Raw genomic sequence first — 2932 nt, forward strand, 5'->3', positions numbered from 1 at the left:
CAACACGTCAACCATCTCGAAGCGAAGAAATGCTCTGCCACCCCCCAGATTCCCATTGATTTCCCCGCTCCTCACCCGATATCTTCTTCGCGATGCGATACGCGATGATCATGGCCGGCGGAGCCGGGACGCGCCTGTGGCCGATGAGCCGCAAGGACCAGCCCAAGCAGCTCCTCAAGTTCATCCAGCCCAAGGAGGGCGGCCCCTCGCGCTCCCTGCTCGAGATCGCGGCTCAGCGCCTCGAGGGCATCGTCCCGCCCGAGCGCCGTTTCATCTGCACCAGCGAGAACTACCGCAAGATCATCCGGCGTGATCTGCCCAACTTCGTCGACGAGCGCATCCTGGGCGAACCCGTCGGCCGCGACACCGTCAACGCCGTCGGCTTCGCCGCCGCGGTCTTCGAAAAGCTCGACAAGGACGCCGTCTTCTCCGTCCTCACCGCCGACCACATCATCGAGCCGCAGGACGTCTTCCGCGAGCGCATGGACCTTGGCTACCGCCTCGTCGAGGACGACGCCAAGCGCCTCGTCACGTTCTCCATCAAGCCCACCTACCCCGCCACCGGCTACGGCTACGTCGAACGCGGCACGCCCATCCGCGGCGTCGACGGCTGCGAGAAAGACGGCAAGGCCCTCGCCTTCCACGTCGCCCGCTTCGTCGAGAAGCCCGATCTTCCCCGCGCTCAGGCCTACGTCCAGTCCGGCGCCTTCAACTGGAACAGCGGCATGTTCGTGTGGAAGGCCTCCACCATCATGAACGCCCTCCGCAAGTTCAAGCCCGAGAGCCACGCCGGCATGCTCCAGATCCAGCACGCCTGGGGCACCGCCAAACAGAACGAGGTCGTCGCCCGCGTGTATCCCACGCTCCCCAAGATCAGCGTCGATTACGCGATCATGGAACCCGCGAGCAAAGACAAGGATTTCTCCATCTGCACGGTCCAGATGGATGTGAACTGGCTCGATGTCGGCTCCTGGCCCAGCTACGCCGAAACGCTCGGCGCCGACGCCGCCGACAACCGCATCACCGGCGAAGGCCCGACGCTCCAGACCCAGGCCAAAGGCAACCTGCTCATCAACGCCAACGCCAACCACACGCTCGCGGTGCTCGGCATCGACGACCTCATCGTCGTCCACACCCCCGACGCCACGCTCATCATGCCCAAGAGCAAGGCCGAGGAACTCAAAGCCCTCCACGGCATGGTCGACGACCGCCTGAAGTAAAGCGAGAGCAGGGCCCGCCTACCCGAGGGGGCGGGGCCTTCCAGGCCCCGGCGCCATCCGTCCCACTCAAGCAGCCATCCCCCGCGCTCCGCTCTTCTGCCTCCCTGCTCCCCTGCTCCCCTGCTCCCCTGCTCCCCTCTTCTCTCTACCCTTCCCCGTGCGATACCTCGCCATCGACCTCGGCGACAAACGCACCGGCCTCGCCCTCGGCGATCCGGTGACCGGCATCGTCTCGCCCATCGAGGTCATCGAAACGCCCCTCGCCGCCAACGCGGGCGCTCAACTGCTCGCCGACATCGTGAAGCGCATCGAATCCCACCTCGGTCGCGCCGAAGCCGAACTCGTCCTCGGCCTCCCCCTCAACATGGACGGCAGCGAAGGCCCGCAAGCCAAGAAAATCCGCGCCTTCGGCGAGCGCCTCGCCGCCGCCTCCAAGCGCACCGTCCGCTTCCACGACGAACGCCTCACCTCTGTCGAGGCAGACTGGTCCATGTCGCAGAGCGGGATGACCCACAAGCAGAAGAAAGAAAAACGCGACGCGCTGGCCGCCGCCGCAATCCTCCGCGATTACTTTGCGTCGCTGCCCGGTGCCACTCCCGGCTCCGACCCCTCCGCGGGCTTGGGCTCTTCTTTGTCCCCCTGAAACTCCGGCGGCACCGTCGAGCATGTCATCTCGATGTTCGCGTCCACCACCGGCGCCGCCGCCCTCATCTCGAAAAAGTCCGACAGCCGCACCTTCCACCGCGCCCGCAGCTCCAGCAGATCGCCCTTGAGCGTCTCACCTTCCTGCTTGGCGTCCGCTCGCGTCAGCGTCAGCACCACCCGCGGCACGAACACCTCCGTCGTCACGCCGTTGATCGTCACGTCCGCGATCACCCCGCACGAGTACGACGACGAACTCTCGCTCTTGGACAACTCCCGCGTGTCCACCGCCGCACGCACCGTGAACCCGATGTCGGGATGCTGCTCCAGCTTCAACACACCCGCGTCGGCCCACGCCTTCAGCGTCGCATCGTCCACAACCTTGTTCCACGGCAGCAACCACTGCCCCGCCAGCAGCACCGCGCCGATCGTCCCGTCCGCGCCCGAACTCATCGGCACCCGCGCCACCGCGTAGCCGATCGGCGACTCGATGCGCGGCCGCACCGACATCCCGCTGACGTCAAAACGGCCAACCCGCGCGGTGTGGTACACGCCGCCCATCTTGCGATGCGTCGGCAGCGGCTTGAGCCACGTGCCCGACTCGGCCTTCTCCGGAAACACCGGATTGGGGCGTCGCGCCAACCCGCTCGAAGACGGCGCCGCGTCCTCCGGCTGCCCCGCCGCGACAGCAGCGAGCGACAGCACAGCCGCAACCGCGGCGACCACCCAGCCCGAATTCTCCCAGGGGCGTCCGCGCACATCTCTACCTTCGCACCGAGTCGGGTTACTCACAACACTTTTTGCGGTTTCGGCCTCAGACTCCTGCAGCCGTTCTTCCTTCTACCCTCCCACGACGAATTCTGACCGGTGGCGACGTCTTCTTTCGGACCCGAACCTCCGCCACCCCGCCGCTCGTACTTCCTTCAGCAACCCGGAGCCCGCACGTGCTTCCCATCGCCCTCGCGCTGCTCAGCCAACTCGCACTCGCCGCCGATCCAACTCCCACACCGCCCCCCACCCCCGCTCAAACCGCACGTCGATCGAGCCCTGCCGCTCGCACGCGTCCAGCA

The 2932-nt window shown here is 66.6% G+C and carries 3 protein-coding genes; 2 read left to right on the forward strand and 1 reads right to left on the reverse strand.

The features are described 5' to 3' along the window. Positions 1–92: 92 nt before the first annotated feature. On the forward strand, positions 93–1220 hold the full coding sequence (locus AC5590_RS21885) for a mannose-1-phosphate guanylyltransferase (protein ID WP_169268936.1): 1128 nt from the start codon (positions 93–95) through the stop codon (positions 1218–1220). 157 nt (positions 1221–1377) lie between these two features. Next, positions 1378–1863, forward strand: a complete 486-nt coding sequence (gene ruvX / locus AC5590_RS21890; RefSeq protein WP_169268937.1) for a Holliday junction resolvase RuvX — start codon at positions 1378–1380, stop codon at positions 1861–1863. Here ruvX and AC5590_RS21895 read toward each other — a convergent pair. Beyond that, positions 1788–2621 carry a hypothetical protein gene (locus tag AC5590_RS21895; protein ID WP_211178808.1) on the reverse strand — a complete coding sequence of 278 codons (834 nt, stop codon included), beginning with the start codon at positions 2619–2621 and terminating at the stop codon, positions 1788–1790. The two genes, ruvX and AC5590_RS21895, sit on opposite strands and share 76 nt — an antisense overlap. Positions 2622–2932 lie beyond the last annotated feature (311 nt).

Source organism: Brasilonema octagenarum UFV-OR1, from assembly GCF_963888615.1.
Classification (GTDB): Bacteria; Cyanobacteriota; Cyanobacteriia; order Cyanobacteriales; family Nostocaceae; genus Brasilonema; species Brasilonema sennae.

What these genes read in the sequence shown, in the direction of transcription:
- AC5590_RS21885 (WP_169268936.1), top strand. Translation starts at nt 93, where the DNA reads ATGCGATACGCGATGATCATGGCCGGCGGAGCCGGGACGCGCCTGTGG.